The organism is Nonomuraea sp. NPDC049480 (assembly GCF_044465905.1).
Lineage (GTDB): Bacteria > Actinomycetota > Actinomycetes > Streptosporangiales > Streptosporangiaceae > Nonomuraea.
The window spans coordinates 1-20,751 of record NZ_JBITMD010000052.1 but is presented as its reverse complement, the minus strand read 5'-3'; the positions used below and the strand labels follow the sequence as shown (position 1 = coordinate 20,751).

The window sequence follows — 20,751 nt, the reverse complement described above, 5'->3', positions numbered from 1 at the left end:
TGATCGTCAGGTCGATTTGGGAGATGCGGATGGGTGCAGCTCGGGCTGAGTGACCGATCACGATGGCATACGTCACGCACGTGACACGGCATCTGAGCTGGAGCTTTGACTGTCCACCGACCATGCCCCGATCGGAACTACAGCCAAAGACGAACTGGCTGCAGGCTGGCATGACTACGGTGACTTGCCAGGCCCATCAAAGTCAGGTTCCAAGCGGATAGCACGGAGCGGTAGCCACATTGGATCGCGACGCGTAGACGCGACATCCGGGAACTGCCGCTGAGTGACCACGCGGCGCGCAGACGTGCCCCGAGCTATCGGGTGCCTCCTGTCAGCTCCTGAACTGCGTCGATCACGCTGTCCACCACCTCGGTTAGCGGCTTGGATGCATCGATGATCGTCGCGCCATGGCTTTCGTAGATCGCTCGCATCCGAGGATTCCACTTCAGGGCCGCTGCGAGTTCTTCGGGATGTTGACCGAATGTGTTCGTAGTGCGAGTCGCGAGCCGGTGGCGGAGGGTGTCCTCGTCGATCACCAGGCCTACGATGAGGTCGAGAAGATCGCGGACGTCTGCCTCGTTCTCCGCCGACCCGCACAAGAACGTGATTCGGCTGTGAGACTCCTCGACGAGGGTCTCGACCTGCTCGCGGACGATCGCCCACCCGTATCGATCGAGCCAGCCCGCGGGAACTGGATCCGGCGGATCCATCACGACCTCGCCATCAGCTCGGTCGATCCATCGACAGAATCCGTCCATGTCGGCGTCGAACGCGACATAGCCACGCGCTCGCAACACCCCGCAGACCGTGGACTTACCAGTCCCTGAATTGCCCGTCACCCACACCAAGGTCACGCCACCAGCGTAGACATGACCGTAACGGTCCGTCAGTGGCAATCGCTGACCTGGGCGAACTTAATCGCGTGTACCTGGCTGCACGAGTCTTACCGATACCCCGATGTGGCCGAAGAAGCCGAACCCCTCCACCTCGATCACGCCGTCCCGGCCCTTCAGGCTCCGCTCGCCGTCCTCGCGCCACAGGCACAGGTCGCTGTCGTCCCAGTCCCGCCCGGCGGGCGCGGGGACATCTGCGGCGGCGGGGACGTCGTGGGGGACGTCCTGGACGTCCTGGGGGACGTTCTCGCCGGCGTCGGCGGCCTGGCGGTCACAAGCGGCGGCCTGCAGGAGGCGCGCTGGGCGGCTCGGCGGTCGCCGACACGCAGCACCGGCGCGAGGGCGTCCCAGGTGACGCCGGCGCTGCGGGCGGCCTGGATCAGGTCGGGCTCGACGTCGGCCAGCCAGTCCCGCAGGTCGGCCAGCAGGGTCAGGGCGGCCAGGGCCTCATCGCCGGACGGCCGAGGGCTGTGCTCGGAGCGATATGGGCTGGTCAGGTTGTGGACGTTGGTGATCTTTCCCGCGTCGCGCGAGGCGTTCCCTGACGGCACGAAGCGCGTGGCGGGGCTCTCCTCGCTCAGGAAACGGCGGGCGTCGTACGGGTCGGTCAGGCCGTAGGCAGGCCGCACGGCGCGCTCCCCCTTGATGTCGTCGCGGTGATGACGGATCTGTCATCGCCACGATGACAGATCACGGCCGGGCTGTAACCGCATATGTATGGCGGGGCGGACGGGCGTTCAACACCGAGAAGACCTACGCAGGCCGGATCGCCTTGTACTTGTCGTACTGCTGGGGTTACGGCGTGGACTGGTCGAGCCCGAACCTGGCGCAGTTGGTGGCGATGATGCGGTGGCTGGGTGGACGAGCCGGCGCCGCCGCCGGGCTGGTCATCCTTCCTCGTCCAGCGGCTGAACCGACAGCAGCGGTCCACGCTCGCCCGTGGTGAGCTCCAGCCAGTACAGCCGGTATGTTCCAGGCGGCGGCAGCGGGGGAGCGGCCGCGGCCAGAGGGATCATGTCCGCCCCCATCTACACCTGCGTCTCCTCCGACTTCCGGACGCGGAGGCTGAGGAGGGTGCTGGACGCCACGATGGAGGCCGCTCTGCGGCCCGCGCGGAGCGCGCGATGAAACGGCAGGTCAGCTACCAGTGGCGGCTGCGGGAGATGATGACCGCACACGGCATGTTCACCGCCACCGACCTGGCGCCGCCGTTGGCCGATCAGGGGATCAGCCTGTCATCAGTACAGATCTGGCGGCTGGTCACCCAAACTCCTGAGCGGTTGTCGATGCCGGGGTCGGCCGCGCTCTGCGACATCTTCGAGCGCACCCCCGGCTGAGCTGATCGCCACCAAGGCAGAGAACGTCACCAGACAGCGCACCGCGACTGTTCCCCAGCGGCTCGGTCGCCGCCCGGGACTGGGGGCTGCCTGCCGTCGCCGTGTTTTGGCAGGGTTTCGCAGGCCGAGACCATGGATCACTTGCGCGTCATGGGGGGTTCAGTCGAGCGCGCTCGACAGCGGCGGTTGTCCGGCCTGCTCATGCGCCATGGCCACGCCGCGGGTCTCGGTGAGTGCGAAGGTGCAGACGAGGGAGAGCACGGCGAGCGCGGACAGCATGACGCCGATGCCGATGCCGCCGAACGATGCGCTCAGGCTGGGGGCGAGCAACGGTGGGACGGCGCCTCCGAGGACCCCGGCGATGTTGTATCCGAGCCCCGCACCGGTGTAGCGGTGCCGGGGCGCGAACAGCTCGGGCAGGAAAGAACCGGCCGGGCCGTACGCGATTCCGACGATCATCAGCGTGACCGCGAGGCCGGCGGCGAAGGCGACCGAGGCACCGGCGTCGACCAGCGGGAAGAGGGCCAGTCCCCACACGATGCCGACGGCGCACGCAGCCATGATCACTTTGCGGCGCCCGTACCGGTCGGAGAGCACGCCGGCCAGCACGGTGGCGATGCCGAACGCGACCGCGGCGGCGATGCCGATACTGAGCACGACCGGCCGGGACAGCCCGGCTCCCTGGGGGTTGGTGCCGTAGCTGGTGAGGTAGGCGGTGCCCATGTAGAAGAACGCGAAAAGCATGGTGAGGGAGCCGGCGGACAGCAACACCTCGCGTGGCTGGCTTCTCAGCGCGTCGAGGAAGGGCAGGCGTCTCGGCTGCTGCGCCGGAACGGCGGCTTGGGCGGCCTTGAACGCGGGGGTCTCCTCGATGCTGAGCCGGACGTAGAGGCCGACGCCGACGAGCAGAATCGACAGCAGGAACGGAATGCGCCAGCCGTAGGCGAGGAAGGCCTCGTCGGAGTCACCCATGACGAGGCTGGTGGTCAGGAAGGTGGCGCTGGACAAGGCGAAGGCGAAGGCAGGGCCGAGTTGGGGGAACACGCCGTAGAGGCCGCGCTTGTCCTTGGGGGCGTACTCGGCGGCCAGGAGGGTGGCGCCGGCCCACTCGCCGCCGACGGCGAAACCCTGGGCGATGCGGAGCAGTACCAGGATGATCGGGGCGGCGACGCCGATGGTCTCGGCGCTGGGTAGCAGCCCGATGAGCACGGTGGCGATGCCCATGAGTAGCAGTGTGGAGATCAGGGTGCGCTTGCGCCCGAGCCGGTCGCCGTAGTGGCCGAACAGTATGGCCCCGACCGGGCGGGCGAAGAAGGCGACGGCGAACGTGGCGAACGATGCGACGGTGCCGGCGGCCGGTCCGAGTGCGGGGAAGAACACCTTGGGGAAGACGAGCGCGGCTGCGGTTCCGTAGATGAAGAAATCGTAGAATTCGATCGTCGTTCCTGCACAGCTCGCGATCGCGACTCGGCGCAACGATATTTCTCGCGCCCGCTGTTCCTCGACAGCCATGGGTGACTCCCTGGTGAGATGGGGGGTGCCGAATCGGCAAGGCAAGGATCCAGGATGGGAGACGGGGCGCACTACACGCGAAAGTGGGTAATTTCAACGACGCTGAGCTGGGGGAGGGATACGGGCTCTTCGAACTTGATCGGGGTTTGAGGTCCCGCCGGGCCCAGGAGGCTTGAGAGAGCTCGTGGCTCTCGATGATCCTTCTTGTTGTCGAGGCAAGAAGATCACAGCAGAGAAGCCACGAGCATGGTCAACGATACGACGCTGCTGCTCGGCCTGGACGGGGTGACCGTCACAAGGGTCGTCGCCGCAGCTGACGGGATGCAGGATGGAGCGGTGGCGCACCTGGCCACCGCGGATGAACGGGCCAGGTTCTGCCCGGAGTGCGGGGTCGCCGCGGTCCGGATGAAGGAATGGGTGAGCACAAGCCCACGTGACCTGCCGGTGGCCGGGCGACGGTGTGCGCTGCGCTGGCGTAAGCGTCGCTGGTGCTGTGACCAGGCGTCCTGCCCGCGCCAGACGTTCACCGAACAAGTGCCGCAGATCCCCGCACGGTCCCGGCTGACTCGGCGATTACGCCAGGCCACAGGCGCCGCCGTGGGAGATGACGGGCGAACGGTGATCCAATCAGCGCGAGATCATGGGGTGTCCTGGCCGATCGTGTCCGCGGCGTTTCACCGAGCACGCCCGCCGGGTGCTGCCCGCCCAGCCCGGGGCGGTCGCCGTGCTGGGCATCGATGAGGTCCGCCGGGGGCGGCCCCGCTGGGTGCTGGATGACAGCACCGGCACGTGGACGACGGCGGTGGATCGCCGGCATACCGGCTTCGTGGACCTGTCCGGTGATCAGGGTCTGCTCGGCCAGGTCGAGGGCCGCACCATCGCCGCCGTGACCGGCTGGCTCAACCAGCGTGATGCCACCTGGCGCGAGCAGGTGGCCTTCGTCGCGATCGATATGTGCACCATCTTCAAAGCCGCCGTACGCGCCGCGTTACCGCAGGCCCGTCTGGTGGTCGAGGGCAGGGGAGGGGATTGTTGCCGTCGCAGGCTGTCATCCGTAACGTCTTCACGCCGCCGCGGACCGGAAGGGCGTCTCGCCGTCGCACGTCCTTCCAGCTGAAAACGTTCAGGCGGGCCCACGGGGCACGATCGATGGGAATGGCGTTCTCGTCGTTGACGAGTCACAGGGGTGTCAGGCCATCGGCCAGTGCGATGCGGGCCCGCTTGTCGACGGAGCCCTTCGCGATCGCGGAGAGCTGGATTTCATAGCCGAGCTCGCGGCCTTCAGCCCCGGTGATGATGACGTCTGTACGGCGCTTACCGTGTCTGGCACGATCTTCAACGCGTACCGCGAAACCTTGCCGATCAGCGGTCTCAGCGGTGTAGTCCTTGAGAGCTTTATGAAGATCGCTCTCGGGCTGCGTCTCCTGCCGTTCCCCGTCGGGCACGTGATAGGCGTAAAACGGCCGTCGCGCTCCCTCGTTCTGCTTGCCCGAGTCCACCGTTCCATCATGGACGATCGTCGGCATTGGGCGCCTGGCCATAGTCGTGCTCACGGTTCGTTGAGATCCTTACTCACCCTCATCACTCAGATGAACTTTAGTGGCATCTGTCTCAATAAACCTTGGCAGAGGGGGAAGTGACAACCAGCGAGGCGACGGAGGTGTTGCCGCAAGCTCCTATCTGCTGTCCGCCGGCGGGGACGCGGGAGCTTGACAGGGCGCGGGCTCAGCCCGGCCGGCCACCCAGCGCAGGAGCCGAAAGGCGCGCTCACTGCGCTCTGCCGATCCGAACAGGGCAGTGCCTACGATCACGGCCACCATGAGGACCTCCATGAGGACCAAGCCGCCCGCTGCCGCCGGGTGGAGCCCGAACGCGGCTTTGGCCGGTGCGGCTGACACGGCGAAACCGTCAGGGGGTGTGGCGCGCCCCGCGCCGTGATGGTGGCGTCATGGTCTCAAGGCTGGCGTGCAGGGGTGTAGATCAGATGGGAGGTTCGGTGGGTGAGCGGGTATAGGCCGGACGCAGGCCGCACGACCCCTGGTGATCCGTAAGCGGTGCTGTGCCTTCATGCCGTCCATGCTGCCCGCACGACCTCTCCGCGATATGCGGCGTGACCTCTCCCAACGCACCTTTCTCTGCTCTGGGGGAGGGGTTTGGGAAAGATCCCGGACGGCAGTGATCGAGCGCCGGGTTGCTTACTGGTCGGTGGGGAGCTTGGCGACCGCGGCCTCCAGATCGCCGTGGGTGGGCAGGTGTACCGTCGCGTGGTGTCCAGGCGGGCGTGTCCCATCAGCTCGGCGACCACGACGATGTCGACGCCCTGGCGCAGCAGGTTGGTGGCGAAGGTGTGCCGCAGGGTGTGCGCGGAGGCGGTGGGCGTGCCGCCCTCGTCGACCAGGTCGGCCTCGGTCGCGAACTCGTCGAGCAGCTGGTCGACGGCGCGGGCCCACGGCCGGCCGCCGCGGTAGCGGTTGAGGAACAGCGCAGGGCCGCCCGCGCCCGGCCACTCGCTCCGCTCGGTCTTCCACTCCTTGACGGCCTCGCGCACGGTGGCGTCCAGCAACGGGACCTCGCGGGAGGTCTCGCCCTTGCCGTTGCGGACGATGACCTTGCCCTTGCGGGCTGAGAGCGGCACGTCGGTGACGTCCAGGGCGACCAGCTCAGCGACGCGCAGCCCGGAGTAGAACAGCAGCCGGCCGATGGCGCGGTCGCGAGCGAGCCGGCGCACCTCCACGGCGTGCAGGAAGCGCCTCTGCTGCCGGGCGTCGAGCGCCTGGGGGGCGAGCTTGGGCGGGGTGTCGCGGCGCACCTGGACCGGGCCCAGGCCGCGGTGGCTGTAGAAGTGGTCGAGCGCGGCCAGGTGGGCGTTGACGGTGTTGGCTTTCCGCTTGGCCACCGTCTTGAGGTGGGTCTTGTAGTCGCGTACGGCGAAGTCGCGGCCGTGCGCGTCGCCCAGCGGATCGGCGCCTGCGAGGTCGGCGGCGTCGAGCCAGGCGAGGAAGACGCGGACCCGGGAGGCGTAGGCGCGGCGGGTGTCGGCGTCCAGCGGCGCGCGCTCGAGCGAATCTCGGAAGTGCCAGGGCGAACGCAGACCAAGCGTGGTCACGCTGGCGAGGCGTCGGCGGACGGCTCTTGTCGATCCACAGGAGCAGCGTGAGTGCTAAGCATGGATTGGAAAGTATAGAAGTAGGTACTATTCTCTTCCTTCATAATGAAGGATGTAGATATCTATGAGAGCGACTCTGACGGCCTCCTCTACGACCCTCGGGTCAGGGCCGCGATGACCCAGTTCGCCGACAGCGACGAAGACCTGCTCACCTTCGAAGCGGGTGCCGCCGTCCGCACCGCCAACCATGCCGTCGAGCGCATGCGCGCCCACGGCGCTCAGGGACGAGGGGTCAGCGCGGGCGCGCTCGACCTGCTGATCCGCCTCAACAACAGCGAGCACGGCATCAGCATCGGCGAGCTGGCCCGCACCGCCGGGGTCAGCTCGCGCAACGCCACCGGCTTGGTCGACACGCTGGAGCACAACGGGTTGGTCCGCCGGGTCCCCGACCCGACGGATCGACGTTCGGTTCTGGCCGAGATCACACCCGCCGGGCGAGCGTGGATGGAGGCGTTCCGCAAGCCGTCGCAACTTGCCATGCGGGCGATGTTCCACGGGTTCACTCCTGAAGAACTGGTCGTTCTGCGCGACCTGTGCCTGCGGCTGGCCGCCAACCAGCATCGCCTCGCCGAACACCTGCGCCAGATCGGACGACAGCCATGAACACGACGGCTCAGGAACAAACCCGTCGCACCGTGCGCGGCTATCACGAGGCGCGCTTCCGCGGCGAGGTGTCCGCAGCGGCAGCGCACCTGGGAGAGCCGTTCCGCTTCCAGAGCCCGTTCATCACCTCCGCCGATCGGACGGGCCATCTGGCGACCTTGCCGGGGTTTGTATCCATCGTGACCGGAGTCGAGCTGATCAGTGAGCTGTACGGCGAAGCGGAGGCCACGCTTGTGTACGACGTGCACACCGCGGCGCCGGTCGGGACTCAGCGCACGGCCGAGCACTTCCGGCTGGACGGCGATAAGATCGTGTCGATCATGCTGTTGTTCGACGCCTCGCCCTGGCAGCCGATGAAGGCCCAGATCGAGCTCTGAAACGACGCGCCCCAGGGCCCATGTCAAAGCGCGAACGACGTTGGCGAGTTTGGCGTGGGTGCACCCGCGACAGCGGCTCGCGGGTGGCGGGGTGTAGGTGTGCCCCAGGGCAGCCGAAGAAGATGCCACCCACGGGTCGAGGTCCCTGCCTGCCGGCGAGGAGCTGCCCATCCGAGAAGGAGTTCCCGGCGTCATGGCCTCCATCCGCCACGAGATCGTCATCGATGCGTCCCCCGAGCACATCTGGGATGTGCTGCGCGACGTCGGAGCCGTGCACGAGCGCCTGCTGCCGGGCCGTGTCATCGACACCCGGCTGGAGGGCGACCAGCGGTTCCTGACCTTTCCCGACGGGCACGTCATCCGCGAGCTGATTGTCGCGATCGATGACGATTCCCGCTGCTTGGCCTATTCCGTTGTTGAAGGCGCGAGACCCGCGCTCGAGCACCATCACGCCTCGTTTGAAGTTCGCCCGGAGGGCGACGAAGCGGGCCGGCTGATCTGGACCACCAACGTGCTGCCACACACGCGAGCCGCCGAGATCCGCATTCGCATCGAACACGGCGCATGGGAGATGAAGCAGGCGATCGAGGCCGCAGCACGCAGCTGAGCGGCGGACGCTCCATACCTTGACATCCGCGCGCGACGGCCCAACATTACGGACGGTCAGATCACCTGTACCGGGTGACCACATCACGGGAGCTTGACGGCGCTCCGCAAGGAGGGAATCCCAGCTCAGAGCAGGTTTGGCGGTTCATCGCAGAGTTCTTAACGGCACCCCGACCTGGACGATCCCAGCAGTCTCAAGGCGGCCATGGCCGACGCCTACGGCGTCTTCGCCGTCACCCCCGACGACCCGGACAGCGAACGCGAGATCCGGCGCGGCCGTCACCTGGCGGAGGCTGCGGCTGCGGCTGGCGTTGCCCACCTGGTCTTTGCCTCCGTCGGCGGTGCCGAGCGAGGCACCGGCATCTCCTACTGGGAGAGCAAGTGGGCCATCGAGCAGCACATCGCTGCCCTCGGACTGCCGGCCACCATCCTGCGACCGGTGCGCTTCATGGAGAACCACGCCATCCCCGGGCTTGAGCTGGGCGGCATCTCCACCGACGGAGTCCTGCGCCACCTGTTCGCCCCCGATGTGCCCGTGCAACTCGTCGCCGTGAGCGACATCGGCGCCTTTGCCGCCCTCGCCTTCGCCGACCCCACTGCCTATCTCGGCCAGGCCCTGGAGTTGGCAGGCGACGAACTGACCCCCGAGGCCACCGTGCGCCTGATCAGCCGGCATCTCGGGCGCCAGATCACCTACCAGCAGGTCGCCGGCGAGGAGCTGAACCTGAGCAAGGACGCCACTCGGGCCTTCACCGCCCAACGCGGACTATGGCGCGCCGACATCCCCGCCCTACGCCACCGCCACCCGGACCTGCTGGACTTCCCAAGCTGGCTGGACCAAGGCGGCGCCGAAGCCATCGCCACACTCCTCGAAGGCTAATGGGAGCTACCGGGCCTTGTCGCCGGCGTTCATCAACAGCATGGTCGCGGCGTAGCGTCAGCAGCCTTGGTCATGTGGTGATTCGTCCCACGGTGTTCGTTACTCGCCGGCACCGCCAACGACTCCTGCCAGTCCCGAACACCTACTTTGGGGCTGGGGCCAGCTTCGGGAGCGGAGGGCCGATCTGGTGCTTCTCGGCCAGGTCGGCGGCGAACCCACGGATCGCGGTGGCACTCGTCGCCGGCGAGCGTCGCGATGTCGGCGCGGGCGTAACGGCCGAAGCGACCCAGCCGCATACCGTGATGGGCTGCCTGGCTGGCCAGCTCTGCTTCGGTCCAGCCGAGCCACACGGCAGCATCGCCTGGGCTGATCGAATCGGCCAGCCACGCCTGGCGTGCGGCGACCACCGCGGCGAGCGGGCTGTCGGGCCCCTCGGCCAGGCCCGCCGCCACGTCCGGGTCGTACAACGGCCAGCCCTCATACTCCCCCACCACGCTGTTCAGACCGCGTGCCTCAGCTCGCTGATGTCGGCCTGGTCGACGTCGAGGCCGGTCACCGCCCCGTCAAGGGCCTCCCTACGCGAGGGCGTCCGACGGGGCCGCCACGTTCTCGATGGACAGCACCTGTCTGCCCGCCCTGACCCCGATCCAGCCTCCGTCCGCGGGAAGCAGTTCGTCCACGTGCTGCGCCCCGGGCCACGGGACGATCCGTGCGATCGTGACGAGGTCGCCGGTCACCGGCCCGGTCGCGCGTACGGCGGCCTCCAGCGCGGCGGGCGCGATCCCGTGGACGGGCGGGAACGGAGTCGTCCACAGGTCGGCGGCCGTCACGGTGGGAAGCCGCAGATCTCCTGTCCCGAGCACCAGCCCGGACCAGTCCAGCCGCCCGCCACCTGGGGCTCTCTCCCGAGTCAGGGCAGGAGGCGGGACAGGAGGCGCGGGTGGCGACGGCTGGTAGAGCAGCCGCATCGACCCGGCCACCGCGCCGTTCTCAGCGGTGACCGAGACGCGTACACTCCACCCCTCCTCCGTCGTCTCGCCCACCGCCAGCGTGGTGAACCGGCTTCCCTTCTCGGCCAGCGTCAACGCCGACGGCCGCACCGCCACGTCGCGCAACGAGGCCAGGTGCTGGAGCGGCCAGCCGGGCGGCACCACCCAGTCCGCGACCGAGCACGCCTGCTCCACCAGCACCGACACCGGCAGCGCCGGCCGCCCGTCCACGGTGAAGTCGGCCAGGCATGGATGGGCGCCGGCCGTGTACACCACGCTGCTGCGAAGGGATCGGAAGGGCTCGAACGCCTCCACCGAGCCGAGGAAGTGCGCGAGCCCGTGCAGCCGGGGCAGATCGGGGTGTCCGGTGAACAGCCAGAACCCGCGCAATTGGGTGGGCACCAGCGCCCCACCAACCTGGCCGATGAACATGACCTCCCCCGTGCCGCCGGAGCGCAGCTCGTCGATCCAGCGGCGCACCCCCTCGGCCGGGTCGATGGTGGACACGTACCGGACCGCCGCGTCGTAGTTGGCGATCACCCCGAGCCGCTCCCACGTCGGCCAGCACAGCGTCTGCGCCGGCAGCCCGTACGTGTTGCGCGCCCAGAACCCCAGCCTGGGCAGCGCCTCGTTGCCCGCCGCGTAGTCGATCTGCCCGATCATGCCGCCCATGCGCCCGGCCAGCGACCCCACGTTGCAGAAGACCTTGAGCGCCGCCCTCCGCTCCGGCGCGGCGAGCACCGCCCGGGTCAGAGATGTGAACCCCGACACCTTCACCTCGACGGTGCGCACGACCTCCTCGGGGGTCTTCCTGTCGAGTCTGGTGGGCAGGTCGATGCCTGCGTTGTGCACCACTACGCTCGGCGCTGGGATGCGGGCGAACAGGGCGTCCACCTGGTCCTGCCGTACGCAGTCGCACGGCTCGTAGGCGATGCGCAGGCCGTCACGCTCGGCGGCGGCCAGGTTCACGCCGACTTGTCGCAGCTCGGACTCACGCTTGAGCGTCGCGCGTACCTTCCGCAGCTCGTCGGCGGTGCGGGCGGCGGCGATCCTGGAGCGGCGGAGAGCGGCGTAGCGGTCGTCCGGCATGCTGAGCCAGTCCGCGGCGGGCAGCTCGTCGCGCCCTGTCACCACGACGCGGCAGCCGAACCGCTCGGCCAGTCCGCGGGCCAGCGCGAAGCCGACGCCGCGCGCGCCTCCGGAGATCAGCACCACGTCACCGGAGCCCAGGTCCAGACGCGGCGGGGGCTCCGGGCTCGGCAGCGCGGTGAGCGCGTGGCGCACTCCCCGCCGGTAGCCGATCTCGAACAGGTCCCAGGCCGACAGCTCGGCCGCCAGCAGCCCGGCGAGCCCGTCCGGGTCGGTGGAGTCGACGTCCAGCACCTTTACCGCGAGGTTCGGCAGCTCGCGGGGCAGGCATTTGGCGAACCCCGCCCAGATCCCGCCCAGCGGCGAGTCGATCGGCCCGTCGTGGTAGCCCATCAGCCCGCCCATCGCGGTGACCGCGACATAGCAGCAGCGGTCGGCGCGCGACTCGGCCCGCCAGGAGCCGTACCTGCGCTGCACCATCCGCGTCGTCCTGGCCAGCGCGTCCCGCCATTCGACGCCGTCGAGCCGGAACGGGATGCCGGTGACGTTCAGGTCGACGATCCCGTCCCAGTCGTCGCGCTCCGGCTCGTGGCCGGGCGCGCACAGATCCGCCCCTAGGCCGCTCGCCACCTTCCCGGCCAGCTCCGCGTCCGAGCCGATGACCAGCAGCCGCCGCTCCACCAGGGATGGCTGGGGGAGAGGGTGCGGGACCGGCTCCCACACCATCCGCCGCACGGGCCGCACGAACGAGCCGGTCTCGAAGGACACCAGATGCGGCCGGACCGGTGCGCCAGCCGTCACGCCCGCTCCCGCACGACCGCCGGGATCCCGCTGCTGGGGAACAGCGTGATGTAGTGGCCGCTGCGCACCTCGCGCGTCCCGGACAGCCGCAGCCGGTACCGCTGCGACAGCATGGCCACCGCGGTCACCAGCGTCGCCATCGCCAGCCCCTTCCCGATGCACATCCGCCGCCCGCCCCCGAACGGCAGGAAGGCGTGCTTGTGCCGTTTGTCCTGGCGGTCGTCCAGGAAGCGCTGCGGGTCGTAGGCCTCCGGATCCGTCCAATGCTCGGGGGAGCGGTGCGTGCCGTACACGCTGAGCAGGACCGTCGTCCCCGCCGGGACGTCACGCCCGGCCAGGTTGTCCGGCTCTACGGCGTCCCGGGGGAACTGCCAGACCGGCGGATGCAGGCGCAGCGCCTCGTTCACGGCGGCCGTGGTCTGTGGCAGCTCGCCCAGCCGTTCCGGGGTGGGCGGTCCTTCGACCAGCACCTCGTCCACCTCGCGCTCGACGGCACGCCGCGCCTGCGGGTGCTTGGCCAGCTCGTACATGGTCCAGGCCAGCGCCTGGCCGGTGGTGTCGGAGCCGGCCAGCAGCAGCGTGCGGAGGTTGTCCGAGATCTCCGTGTCGGACAGCCCGGCCGCCAGCAGCAGCCCGGCGGCGTCCGCGCCGTGGTCACCGCCGGCCCGCCGCGAGTCGATCACCTGGCGGATGATGTCGTCGAGCACCCGGTTCGACCACTTGCGTTCGCGGTGGTAGCGCGTCGGCACGAAGGACGGGATCAGGGAGGGCACGCCCTTGATCGTGCTGGTGTAGATGACCTTGTTGGCGATCGCGGCGGCCCGGGAGTAGTCGGTGCCCGACAGGTCCCGACCGATCAGCGCCATGCCCATGACGTGCGCGGACACGTCCATCAGCTCGGGCGCGACGTCCACGACCGCGCCCGAGGCCGCGTACTCCGACCAGCGCCGCAGCACCGCCTCCGTCGCGGCGACCGCCTCGCGGGCGTTGTCGTTCACCCGCTGCGGGGTGAAGGCGGGCTGCACCGCCTTGCGTGGCCCGCGCCACCCGTCGGTGTCCAGCGTCAGCAGGCCGGACCCCATCATGCCGAAGAACCCCTGGTACAGGGTGCCGCGCTGGTAGTTGTCCGGATTGGTGCGCAGCACCCGCTCGATCGCCTCAGGCTCGGTGACCTGGACGAACGGGATGGGCAACTGCACCGACACCAGCGAGTCGCGCTCCTGCATGCGCAGGGTGTAGGCCAGCGGATCCTTGAAGTACGGGATGGCGTCGCCGATCACCGGCAGCCCTCGCGGGCCGTGGGCGACCGGGCAGGTCCCTTCGCCGTTCATGCTCGCTCCTCGCGGTCGAATCGCTCTCTTTCGACGTACTCGCCGGTCTCCTGGTCCACGTAGCCGACGATGGCGCCGATGATGTCCTTCACCTGCAGCAGCACCTCGCCGCTCGACGCGACCGCGATGGCCCGGTTGTCCGGCTCGGGGTCCTCCAGATCGAGATCGACCGGGGTGACGTACAGCTCCACCGGCTCGGTCAGCGCGGCGAGCGTCAGATCGGTGTGCCCGCCGTACAGGTCGATGCGCCGGATCGAGCGGGGGATCGCGACGGGCGTCCAGCGGCCCGACACCCGCTCCAGCACGGCCACGCGCACCAGGCCGTCCAGCGTCACGGAGGGGACCAGCAGGCCGGGGAACCAGCGGCGCAGCGCGGGCGCGTCGAGCGCGAGCCGGCCGCGCCGTCCCATCGGGTGGGTCCGGGTGTCCGTGGTGGACCGGAACACCTCGCGCAGCAGCACGTCGGATCCCGGCACGTGGTACGGGTCGCGCAGCGGCCTGCTCCCGTGCTCGTCCCAGTGCGTCCACGCCGGGCCGGGCAGCGGGGCGTCCCGCAGCCGCACGGTGACCGAGAAGTGCGTCTTGTCGCGGGCGACCGTGACGCCGTTCGGGGCCACCACGTCTCCCAGCACCCGTACGGCCACCACCGACTCGCGCTCGTCGCTCCGCAGCAGCCTGGCGGTGAGCCGCTTCACCTCCGGCCGGTCCTTCCGGTAGATCCGCAGGAACGACTCCAGCCGCAGGTCCTCGAAGACCACCGGCACCCGGCCTGGCACCAGGGACACGGCGGCCTGCGCGGCCAGCTCCGGGACGAACGTGCCGGGCAGTGTGGGATATCCACGGACCTGGTGGAGATCGAGGTATCCGTCCCGTTCCATGGAGAACGTACGCTCGGCCACCAGTTCCACGGCGTCGCGGCGGAGCACCCTGTCGACGAACGGCAGCGCCCGCCTCGGGCCCGCCGAGAACTCCAGGAACTCGGGCACGGCGGCCCTGATCGCGGCCCGCTCCTTGTCCCCGAAGAACACCGTGACCGGCCGGTTCGACCCGTTCGGCGCGGCGGCCAGCTCGGCCATGAAGTGCTCGACGCCCTCCTCGGTCGGCGTTGGGGTGAACTCACCGCTGCCCTCCAGGAAGTCGCGCATCAGCGGGGTCGCGCCGAGCCCGATGTCGCGCCAGAGCGTCCACCCGATGGTGAACTCGCCCTCGGCGTTCATCGCGGTCGTGTTGAGGAAGTCGTTGGCGGCGCCGTAGTCGGTCTCGCCGCGCTGACCGGTCAGCCCGATGAACGAGCCGAAGTTGCACCACAGGCGTGGCGCCCGCTCGCGTAGCGCCTCCCTCAGGTTCAGGTACGTACGGACCTTGAGGTCGCGCACCGCGCGGAAGTCGGCGACGGACTTGGCGGTGACGCCGGCGGCCCTGTTCGTCCCCGCGATGTTGAGCAGCAGGTCGATCGGGCCGTCCACAGCGGCCATGGCCCGCTCGACCGCGTCGCCGTCCCGCAGGTCGCAGCGCAGGTAGCGGACGCGTCCCGGTCCGCACAGCCGTTCCAGTCCGGCCAGCGTGCGCCGAACCTGCCGCGCCTCGCCCAGCCGGTCGAATCTGGCGTTCGCCTCCGGCACGCCGACCCCCTGCTTCAGCAGGGTTCTGATGTACGCGCTGCGGTCCGGCGTCTCGTCGGCGTCATCAGGGAGCTCGGAGCTGCCCAGGATCACCAGGCGCGGGCGGTATCGCGCGGCCAGCGCCTCCAGGACCGGCGCGCCGATGCCCCGCGCCCCTCCGGCGGCCACAACCAGGGAGTCCTCGTTGAGCGGCGGAACGTCGGCCGGCGTGGCAGGGGCCGGCACCGCCCGCGGGGCGAGCCTGCGACCGCCTGCGTGATAGGTCACCGGGATGAGCTGCCGGGCGCCCAGCTCGGCGCTCACCGTGGCCAGCACCTCGTCGAGCGGCACGTCCGTGTGCACGGTGGCCAGCACGTCCGCGTTGGGGAACTCCAGCGCCAGGCTCTTGACCAGGCCCGTGAACAGCCCAGTGAAGGGCAGCGGCACTCCCGCCTCCGTCACGCCGCCCACGACGCTCACCACGAACGAGCCGCCGTCCAGGTGCGCGGCGCAGTCCTTGGCCGCCAGGAACGTCCGCTCGTGCAGGTCGAGCAACTCGCCGACCGGCTCCGACCAGCGAGCTTCCCGCAGGCGGGGGTCGGTGGCGTCCACCAGCACCCGTACGTGCCCGGAGACCCCGTCGTCCACGCCCGCCCGGAACGTCGGTGAGTTGCTGAGCACGAGCGCGTCCCGAGGGATCGCGGGCGGAGCCGAGCGGACCGGACGGCGCGGGTCGGGCGCCAGCTCGAACACGTGGCGGTCCAGCAGGTGGGCGGCCCTTCGCGGCCTGGTCAGGCGGATCAGCCGCGTTCTCGCCGCAGGATCGGACCGGAGCTCGATCGCCGCGCCGCCCGCGTGGTCGCCGCCCTCCAGGAACGCGATCAGCTCGCGCGCGCCCTGTGCCCCCAGCAGGTTGGCCCGCGTCATGCCGTGGCCTCCAGTCTGCGCTCGGGCAGCCTCTCCTCGGCGACCGCCTCCACGACCGCCTCCACGGACACCTCGGCCAGCACCGGCAGCCCTTCCGCCAAAGCCAGCGACTTCCTGGTGACCGCGAACAGGAACGACCCCTCGCCGATCGGCCCGCCACCGAGCACCTCGGCCCACGACCCCAGGCTGTTGCCGTTGCTGCCCGCGACCAGCGCCACGTCCACGTCGCCGAAGTCCAGGTAACGCCCCGCCATGTCGAAGGCGTCGGCCAGCGAGGCCCGGCCGCCGTCCACGGCGATGTTGAGCCCGCGCAGGTCGAAGTAGCCGCACAGGCGCGCGGCGATGACATTGGGCATCTCGCCGGGGAACGAATCCTCGTCCGGCTGGGCGATCAGCGCCGTCACGCGCTCGCGCAGCTCCCGCGCCCGCGGGCCCGCCAGCCGGTCGAGCTCGTCCAGGTGGGCGCGCACGGCGTACAGGACCGCGTTCCGCGTGGGCCCCGTGTGGCCCACGACCACGCCGGTCGTACGGCTGTGCCGCCCGCAGAAGTCGCGGATCCTCGGCTCCAGCCGCTGCATGCATTCGATGATCATGAGCTGGGTGCGGTCAGTCGCCCGGATCGTCGAGGCGGGCAGCCGCAGCCGGGCGAACGGAGGGCTCGGATAGCCGTCGCCGAACGATCCCGGCAGAATGTGTCGTCCCTGCGCCCACTCGGCGACCTGCTCGTTGTCCTCGGCGCCCGGCACATGCGCCGACCAGCCGACGATCACCATGGGTTCGCCGTTCCTGACTCCGTACCCCGCCTTGGCCGGACGGCCCGGCCTGTACTCCTGGATCAGCAGGTGTGCGTTGGTGCCGCCGAAGCCGAACCCCGACACGGCGACCGTGCGCGGCCCGTCCGGCCGGGGCGGCCACGGCACGGGCCGGGTGGGGATGCGCAGGTTGGACGACTCCAGGGCGAAGCTGTCCGGCGCGGCCGAGAACCGGTGCTGGGCGGGGATCACCCCGTGCCTCAGTCCCAGGAGGGCGTGGATGAGCGACACCACCCCCGCCGCCCAGCCGGTGTGGCCGATCAGGGACTTGTTCGAGGTCACCTGGACCGGGTCCGTTCCGGCGTAGGCCGCACGCAGGCTCAGGAACTCCGCCTCGTCGCCCGCCGGCGTCCCGGTCGCGTGTGCGATCACCCAGTCGACCTCGGCGGCGCCGATGCCTGACTTGTCCAAGGCCCTGGCCACGGCAAGCTCCTGGCCCGCGCTGGACGGCGCGTAGATCGCCTTGCCCTTGCCGTCGGCCGACAGCCCGACGCCCGCGACGAGCCCGTGCACGGTGTCGCCGTCGGCCAGCGCCCTGGACAGCCGCTTCAGCACGACCACGCCCGCGCCGTCGGAGAACAGCACGCCGTCGGCGCTCCTGTCCAGCGCGCGGACCTCGCCGCTCCGCGACAGGCCGTACAGCTTGGAGAACAGCACCGAGCCGCCCGGAGCCAGCGCGAACGCCCCACCGCACACGGCGATCTCCGCCCTGCCCGCGAGGAGGTCGCGCAGCCCGAGATCGATCGCGTAGAGGGAGGACGAGCACGCCGTGTCCACCATGAGCAGCGGCGTGCCCGCCGGGAGCAGGCCGTCGATCGCGTTGGCGCCGATCCGGTGAGGGAACGGCTCCGATCGTGTGGCGTCGCCGTGCGGCAGCACGGCGGGTCCGCCGAGCTCCTGGTTGACCAGCGCCTCCTGGAGGTGCTGGCTGCCGTCCGGGGTGTAGCCGAAGCAGGCGGTGTAACGGTCGCCGTCCCGCCTGGCCACCCCCTCCAGCGCCTGATGGACGCTGTGCCGCAGCCACAGGGTGGTGAAGTCGAGCCCGTCGTCCGGATGTTCGGCGGCCAGCCGCGGGTGCGGGGTGAAGCCGGTGATGAAGCCGGAGCGGCGCTGGTAGGTCTTGTCGGGCGCGCGCGGGTCGTCGTTGTGGAAGCTCGCGATCGGCCAGCGGTCGGGCGGGACGTCCACGAACAGGTCGGCGCCTTGGGTGAGCAGTTGCCAGAACGTGTCAGGGTCGCTGGCTCCCGGCACGGCCAGCCCCATGCCGACCACCGCGATCGGGTCCACGTCCTGGGCCTTCGGGTCCACCGGGTCAACGCTCCGGGCCGCCCCCGGCTTCGGCGCTGCTTTGGCGGGTGGGGGCGGGTCCGGCGACAGTGCGCGGCGCTGCAGCGACATGCCGCCGTCCGCCACCACCGTCTGGCCCGTGACCCAGCCCGCGCCAGGTGAGGCCAGCAGCATCACCAGGTTCGCCAGGTCGGCCGGGGTGGCCAGGCGGCCCATCGGGGTGGCGGCCACGGTGTTCGCGCTCATCGACTCGAACCCGGGGAAGCTCCGGCCGACCGGGTTGTCCAGCAGTCCGGCGGAGGCGGTGTTCACCCGGATCCCGTCCCCCGCGAACTCGGCGGCCAGGTAGCGGGTAAGCGCCTCAAGCGCCGCCTTGGACAGCCCTACCGGCAGGTAGCTGGCCGGCGCGTATGCCGCCCCGACCGAGGAGACGTTCACCACGCAGCCCGCGTCCGAGCGTGCCAGCAGCGAGCGGGCGGCACGGGCGCACCACAACGCGCCCTTGACGTTGGTCTCGTACGCCTGGTCCAGATGCTCCTCGGTCAGCTCGTCCCAGCCGACGAACGTGCCCGCGGCGGCGTTGTTGACCAGCAGGTCCAGCCGCCCGTACGTCGAGGCCACCTCGTCGAACATCCGGCGCACCTGCTCCTGCCTGGCCACCGACGCCCTGATCACCCGGACGCCGCCGCCCAGCTCGGCCGCCAGCGCCTTGGCCGCGTCGTAGGAGTGGAAGCAGTTGAGCACGACCGTGGCGCCCGCCTCGGCGAGCGAGCGCACGATGTGCGCGCCCACGCTGCCCGCGCCGCCCGTGACGAGGGCCACCCTTCCCCGGAAAGCCGTCATGCCGCCCCCGCCCCGGCCAATGAGTCCACGACGAAGTCGACCACCTGGCCGAACGTCCGATAGTCGGACATCCGCAGGTCGTCGGGACGCGGGCCCAGCTCGAACAGCGTGCCGAGCCTGCCCATGAGCTCCACGCGCTTGACCGAGTCGACGCCGAGATCGGCCTCCAGCTCGGCGTGGTCCTCGAAGACCTCCTCGGGGTACTCCAGGGTGGTGGCGTAGAGGTCGCGTACGCGTGCGGCGATCGCCTCCCTCGACAGCTCGGCCGGGGCTCGCTGAGCCGGCGCTTCCGGAACATGGCTCTCCCGCGCTGGTACGGCCTGCGCGGCACCCTCCTGCGCCGGTACGGCCCGCGTGGCATCTTCCTGCGCGTGACCGGAGGGAGCGTGTGTTCGGGGTCCGGTGGCGGCGGGGGCCAGGAACCGTCCCGTCTCCCGTAACGTGTCCACGCCCTGCAACAGCGGAGTGTGCACGGACGCGGCCCGGTGCGCGGAAGAGACCCGGGAGGTCAGAGCGCGCCCCGCGCCCACCTCCACCCAGACGCCCGCGCCTGAGCCGTGCAGCCGCTCCACGGCGGCGCCGAACCGCACCGGCGTGACCAGGTGGGAGGCGAGCAGTTCGCCGAGGTCGTCCGAGTCGCGGTAGTAGCGGCCCAGGATGGGCGAGAAGACGGGCACGCTGAGGCCGCGCCGGTCGTACCCGGTGAGCCTGCGGGCCAGCTCCTGCCTGGCCGCGGCGAGCAGCGGGCTGTGGAACGGATGCGGCGAGCGCAGCGGGGTGGCGGACAGGCCGATGGCGGTGGCGATCGCGGCCGTGCGCCGCAGCGCGTCAGCGGGCCCCGCGACCACCGTCTGCTCCGGTCCGTTGTCTACGGCGATCACTGCGCCGGAGGTCGGCAGCAGGTCCAGGATCTGCCGGGTGCGCTCCGTCGCGCAGCCCAGCGCCAGCAAGCCGCCGCCGCTGCTGTCGTGCTCGCGCAGCGCGGTGATCCGGTGGCAGAGGATCTCCGCGCCCTCGGCGACGTCCAGCGCGCCGCCGGCGACCAGCGCGGCGATCTCGCCGAGACTGTGCCCGACCAGCACGCTGAACCGCGCCCCTTCCTCGCGGAGCGCGCGGAAGGCGGCGACCGAAGTGGCGAACACCGCCAGCTGCAACACGTCCGGCGCCTCATCGAGCAATTGGTCCGCGGAATCACCGGAGAAGGCGCGTTCCAGCCCTTTGCCCAGTATTCCTGTGGCCACGGCGTCAATGGTTTCGACCGCAGCGGTCGCGGCATCTCCACGGGATTTCAACCAGTGCAGAGCGTCCGGTACATAGGCACCTTGACCTGGGAAAAGACCTACCACGATTTCAACAGTGCTCAGCATTGGGTCCCCTTCCCGAGCACGGCGGCTGGGCGAATTCGGCGCCCCTTGGATCCCCGGTGTGAAAAGGCGCGTGCGGGGGATTGACGTGTTCGACGATAACCGCGGCCGTGACACGCCGAACACCCCTAAGGCATGGTTTCAGGGGTGCGGACTCCGCCCGATACGGCGGGTCAGTGGGGAATGCCCAACTCCTCGACAGTCCCGCCGAGTCCGGTGTGGGTGAAGCTGTTGTAGGTGAGGGGCCTCGGAGATTCCGGACAGCGTCTGGTGGTCTGACCTACGCTGCGGAGTGCCGGGTCAGGTACTGGTCTTCGACTTCTTGGGGAGTCT

General features: G+C 70.1%; 18 protein-coding genes. 7 read left to right on the top strand and 11 right to left on the bottom strand.

Annotated elements, in window-relative coordinates:
* Positions 1–314: 314 nt before the first annotated feature.
* The 3 genes from ACIBX3_RS59545 to ACIBX3_RS59535 all read right to left on the bottom strand — a co-directional run bounded on the left by ACIBX3_RS59545 (position 315) and on the right by ACIBX3_RS59535 (position 1,909).
* Entirely contained in the window at positions 315–854 is a 540-nt protein-coding gene (locus ACIBX3_RS59545) for an AAA family ATPase (RefSeq protein ID WP_397129720.1), read from the bottom strand.
* Between the two features lie 155 nt (positions 855–1,009).
* Complete coding sequence (locus tag ACIBX3_RS59540) at positions 1,010–1,522, bottom strand: hypothetical protein (protein ID WP_397129719.1); 513 nt, start codon at positions 1,520–1,522, stop codon at positions 1,010–1,012.
* Positions 1,523–1,780: 258 nt separating this feature from the next.
* Complete coding sequence (locus ACIBX3_RS59535) at positions 1,781–1,909, bottom strand: hypothetical protein (RefSeq protein WP_397129718.1); 129 nt, start codon at positions 1,907–1,909, stop codon at positions 1,781–1,783.
* A gap of 108 nt (positions 1,910–2,017) precedes the next feature.
* On the opposite strand from ACIBX3_RS59535, the gene ACIBX3_RS59530 reads away from it, so the two are divergent.
* On the top strand, positions 2,018–2,230 hold the full coding sequence (locus tag ACIBX3_RS59530) for a helix-turn-helix domain-containing protein (protein WP_397129717.1): 213 nt from the start codon (positions 2,018–2,020) through the stop codon (positions 2,228–2,230).
* Between the two features lie 159 nt (positions 2,231–2,389).
* Here ACIBX3_RS59530 and ACIBX3_RS59525 read toward each other — a convergent pair whose 3' ends face one another.
* The gene (locus tag ACIBX3_RS59525) at positions 2,390–3,742 is read right to left on the bottom strand and encodes an MFS transporter (protein WP_397129716.1); all 1,353 of its coding nucleotides are present in this window, start codon (positions 3,740–3,742) and stop codon (positions 2,390–2,392) included.
* Between the two features lie 246 nt (positions 3,743–3,988).
* Here ACIBX3_RS59525 and ACIBX3_RS59520 point away from each other — a divergent pair, with 246 nt between their 5' ends.
* Together ACIBX3_RS59520 and ACIBX3_RS59515 are read left to right on the top strand one after the other, a co-directional pair.
* Complete coding sequence (locus tag ACIBX3_RS59520) at positions 3,989–4,483, top strand: transposase family protein (RefSeq protein WP_397129715.1); 495 nt, start codon at positions 3,989–3,991, stop codon at positions 4,481–4,483.
* Positions 4,437–4,859, top strand: coding sequence for a transposase (locus tag ACIBX3_RS59515; protein ID WP_397129714.1), 423 nt, complete (start codon positions 4,437–4,439; stop codon positions 4,857–4,859). The genes ACIBX3_RS59520 and ACIBX3_RS59515 overlap by 47 nt, the downstream gene beginning before the upstream one ends.
* A 61-nt stretch (positions 4,860–4,920) precedes the next feature.
* Here ACIBX3_RS59515 and ACIBX3_RS59510 read toward each other — a convergent pair whose 3' ends face one another.
* Positions 4,921–5,268: a hypothetical protein gene (locus tag ACIBX3_RS59510; RefSeq protein ID WP_397129713.1), complete on the bottom strand. Its 348-nt coding sequence runs from the start codon at positions 5,266–5,268 to the stop codon at positions 4,921–4,923.
* A gap of 539 nt (positions 5,269–5,807) precedes the next feature.
* Positions 5,808–6,848: a tyrosine-type recombinase/integrase gene (locus ACIBX3_RS59505; RefSeq protein WP_397129712.1), complete on the bottom strand. Its 1,041-nt coding sequence runs from the start codon at positions 6,846–6,848 to the stop codon at positions 5,808–5,810.
* 105 nt (positions 6,849–6,953) lie between these two features.
* Between ACIBX3_RS59505 and ACIBX3_RS59500 the strand changes: the two genes are divergently transcribed.
* The 4 genes from ACIBX3_RS59500 to ACIBX3_RS59485 all read left to right on the top strand — a co-directional run bounded on the left by ACIBX3_RS59500 (position 6,954) and on the right by ACIBX3_RS59485 (position 9,374).
* On the top strand, positions 6,954–7,511 hold the full coding sequence (locus ACIBX3_RS59500) for a MarR family winged helix-turn-helix transcriptional regulator (RefSeq protein WP_397129711.1): 558 nt from the start codon (positions 6,954–6,956) through the stop codon (positions 7,509–7,511).
* Positions 7,508–7,888: a hypothetical protein gene (locus ACIBX3_RS59495; protein WP_397129710.1), complete on the top strand. Its 381-nt coding sequence runs from the start codon at positions 7,508–7,510 to the stop codon at positions 7,886–7,888. The genes ACIBX3_RS59500 and ACIBX3_RS59495 overlap by 4 nt, the downstream gene beginning before the upstream one ends.
* A gap of 193 nt (positions 7,889–8,081) precedes the next feature.
* Positions 8,082–8,495: an SRPBCC family protein gene (locus ACIBX3_RS59490; RefSeq protein ID WP_397129709.1), complete on the top strand. Its 414-nt coding sequence runs from the start codon at positions 8,082–8,084 to the stop codon at positions 8,493–8,495.
* A 174-nt stretch (positions 8,496–8,669) separates the two neighbouring features.
* Positions 8,670–9,374 (top strand): NmrA family NAD(P)-binding protein, encoded by a 705-nt coding sequence (locus ACIBX3_RS59485; protein WP_397129737.1) that lies wholly within the window; start codon positions 8,670–8,672, stop codon positions 9,372–9,374.
* A 575-nt stretch (positions 9,375–9,949) separates the two neighbouring features.
* On the opposite strand, the gene ACIBX3_RS59480 is transcribed toward ACIBX3_RS59485, so the two are convergent.
* From ACIBX3_RS59480 to ACIBX3_RS59460, 5 genes are read right to left on the bottom strand one after another with little or no spacing between them, the layout of a single operon-like run.
* Positions 9,950–12,253: an SDR family NAD(P)-dependent oxidoreductase gene (locus ACIBX3_RS59480; protein WP_397129708.1), complete on the bottom strand. Its 2,304-nt coding sequence runs from the start codon at positions 12,251–12,253 to the stop codon at positions 9,950–9,952.
* Positions 12,250–13,584, bottom strand: coding sequence for a cytochrome P450 (locus ACIBX3_RS59475; protein ID WP_397129707.1), 1,335 nt, complete (start codon positions 13,582–13,584; stop codon positions 12,250–12,252). The genes ACIBX3_RS59480 and ACIBX3_RS59475 overlap by 4 nt, the downstream gene beginning before the upstream one ends.
* Entirely contained in the window at positions 13,581–16,112 is a 2,532-nt protein-coding gene (locus ACIBX3_RS59470) for a KR domain-containing protein (RefSeq protein WP_397129706.1), read from the bottom strand. The genes ACIBX3_RS59475 and ACIBX3_RS59470 overlap by 4 nt, the downstream gene beginning before the upstream one ends.
* A complete protein-coding gene (locus tag ACIBX3_RS59465; protein WP_397129705.1) occupies positions 16,109–19,054 on the bottom strand; it encodes an SDR family oxidoreductase in 2,946 nt (981 codons plus the stop codon). The genes ACIBX3_RS59470 and ACIBX3_RS59465 overlap by 4 nt, the downstream gene beginning before the upstream one ends.
* Positions 19,051–20,295, bottom strand: a complete 1,245-nt coding sequence (locus tag ACIBX3_RS59460) for an acyltransferase domain-containing protein (protein WP_397129704.1) — start codon at positions 20,293–20,295, stop codon at positions 19,051–19,053. The genes ACIBX3_RS59465 and ACIBX3_RS59460 overlap by 4 nt, the downstream gene beginning before the upstream one ends.
* Positions 20,296–20,751 lie beyond the last annotated feature (456 nt).